Annotated in this window: 3 protein-coding genes; 2 read left to right on the forward strand and 1 reads right to left on the reverse strand. The window is 71.4% G+C overall.

Translation table 11 applies throughout. From position 1 onward, the window contains the following. Positions 1-205, reverse strand: a 205-nt coding sequence (locus IT293_18385) for a hypothetical protein (GenBank protein ID MCC6766630.1), incomplete at its 3' end; no start/stop codon positions are given. 148 nt (positions 206-353) lie between these two features. Here IT293_18385 and ligD point away from each other — a divergent pair. Beyond that, positions 354-2306: a DNA ligase D gene (gene ligD / locus IT293_18390; GenBank protein ID MCC6766631.1), complete on the forward strand. Its 1953-nt coding sequence runs from the start codon at positions 354-356 to the stop codon at positions 2304-2306. Positions 2307-2316: 10 nt separating this feature from the next. Then, positions 2317-2678 (forward strand): endonuclease/exonuclease/phosphatase family protein (locus IT293_18395; GenBank protein ID MCC6766632.1); only part of this gene is annotated, 362 nt, incomplete at its 3' end.

The raw sequence follows: 2678 nt of genomic DNA on the forward strand, positions 1-2678 counted from the left end.
CGTCGAATGCCCGGCTGGCCCTGGTCGTACACTTGGCGTCGAGTACGCGCCCCTTGCCGACGGCCGTGGCGTGACACCCGAGGTCGGCGAGGACGCGCTTCCCCGTGGCGGCGAGCTTCGCGGCGGAACATTTCGCGGCCGAGGCCGATGCCGGGACGGTGAGGATCGCGAGCAGGGTCGCGGCGAGTGCGAGTGTGACGCGCATCGTTAGAGAGCCCCTTTCGACCATGCCGTGCCGTGCACCGGTGGCGCTGGCGGTGGCCATGCGAGGGGGGCGTTCAGAAGCAATGAACGGATGTTCATCGTGCCCGCGATGGAATCTTGCGTGGACGGCCGTTAGCCTCGCCGGTACGATGCCGCCTCGCCGTTCCAACGCCGTGCTCCCGGCGCGGTTCGAACCCCAGCTCGCCACCCTGGTGAAGACCGCACCGGAAGGCGACGGGTGGCTCCACGAGATCAAGTTCGACGGCTACCGCATCGGCGCCCGGGTCGCGGACGGCGCGGTCACGCTCTTCACGCGTGCCGGCAACGACTGGACGACGAGCTTTCCGGAGGTCCGCGCGGCGGTCGCCGCCCTGCCGGCCGGGTGCACGCTCCTCGACGGCGAGGTCGCGGCCGTGCTCGCCGACGGCCGGACGAGCTTCCAAGCACTGCAGCGGTGGTTCTCGGGCGGGAACGCGACGCTGGTCTACTACGTCTTCGACCTCCTCCACCTCGACGGCGAGGACGTGGCGCGCCTGCCGCTCGACGAGCGCAAGGCCCGGCTCGAACGCTTGCTGCGGAGGCTCCCCGCCGACTCGCTGATCCGCTACTCGGCCCACGTCGTCGGCGGCGGGCGGCGCTTCCTCGCGGCCGCTTGCGAACGCGGGCTCGAAGGGATCGTCTCGAAGCGGCGCGACCGTCCCTACGAGGCGGGACGCAAGGGGGGATGGACGAAGAGCAAGTGCCTCCACCGGCAGGAGCTCGTGATCGGCGGCTTCACCGATCCCGAGGGCCAGCGGGGCGGGATCGGCGCGCTCCTCCTCGGGGTGTACGACGGCGCCGGCGCGCTGCGCTTCGCAGGCAAGGTCGGGACGGGCTTCTCGCAGAAGGGCGCCGCGGATCTGCGGGCGCGGCTCGACCGCCTCGAGCGCTCGACTGCGCCCTTCGCCGAGGCTCCGCCCGAGGCCCGGCGCTGGCGCCCGCACTGGGTCGAGCCGGCGCTCGTTGCCGAGGTGGCGTTTGCGGAGTGGACCGACGACGGCCGCCTCCGCCAGGCCTCGTTCCAGGGGCTCCGCACCGACAAGGCGGCCCGCGAGGTGATGCGCGAAGAGCCGGCGGCGGATGATGCCGAGGTGACGGCGAAGCGGCCGCCGCGCCGGACGCGCAGCACGGCGCTGGTGGCGAGCGCCACGGTCGGGACGCCCGTCAAAGGGACGGTGGTCGTGGAGGGCGTTCGCCTGACGCATCCCGAGCGCGTGCTCTACCCCGATCTCCCGCTCACCAAGCTCGAGCTGGCGCGCTTCTACGGCGCCATCGCCGACTGGGTCCTGCCGCACGTCGTCGGCCGGCCGCTCAGCCTGCTGCGCTGCCCAACCGGGCTCGGCAGCTGCTTCTACGTGAAGCACGCGACCACCGCCGATCCCGGCGTGCTGCGCCGCATCCCGATCCGCGAGAAGGACGAGAGGCGCGAGTATGCCGTCGTCGACGACCTGGCGGGGCTCATGGCGCTCGTGCAGATGAGCATCCTCGAGATCCACACCTGGAACGCCCGCGCCGACGATCTGGAGCGGCCGGATCGGGTCATCATCGACCTCGATCCGGGGCCCGACGTGGGGTGGCCGCGCGTGCTCGACGCCGCCGAGCTCGTCCGGGTCGCCTTCGAGACCCTGGGTCTCCGGAGCTTCGTGAAGACGACGGGCGGGAAGGGGCTCCATGTCGTCGTGCCGTTCACGCCCGAGCGCGACTGGGAAACGTGTCTCGGCTTCGCGCGCGGCGTTTCGGAGGCGATCGTGCGGCAGGATCCGAAGGCCTACACGACCACGATGACGAAGCGCGGCCGGGAGAAGAAGATCCTGCTCGACTACTACCGCAACCATCGCGGTGCGACCGCGATCGCGGCGTTTTCGACGCGCGCGCGCGCAGGTGCGCCGGTCGCGGTCCCGCTCGCGTGGGACGAGCTCTCGCCGAAGCTCCGCTCGGATCACTTCACGGTGCGGAACGTCACGGCCCGCCTCCGCCGCTTGAAGCACGACCCCTGGCGTGAATACTGGACCGTCCGGCAGCGCATCAGCGCCAAGGCGCTCGCGGCAGTGACGGCACGCTGAGGGGCACGCCATGAAGATCGCGACCTGGAACGTCAACGGCATTCGCGCCCGCGAGGCGCAGGCGCTCGACTGGGTGGCGCGCGAGGCCCCGGACGTCGTCTGCCTGCAGGAGATCAAGGCCAAGCCCGAGCAAGTGCCCGAGGCGCTCTGCAACCTCGGCGGCTACTGGTGCTACTGGCACGGCGCCGGCGGCTATTCCGGGGTGGGCTTGCACCTCGCCAGGGCACGCTTCCCCGAGGCGCCCACGTTCAGCCACCCCGAGTTCGACCACGAGACGCGCATCGTGCAGGCCGCCGTCGGCGACGTCGTGTTCGCCTCGGTCTACGTGCCGAACGGCGGCAAGGACTACGCCGCCAAGATCCGCTTCCTCAC

The organism is Deltaproteobacteria bacterium, assembly GCA_020848745.1.
Taxonomy (GTDB): domain Bacteria; phylum Desulfobacterota; class Binatia; order UTPRO1; family UTPRO1; genus UTPRO1.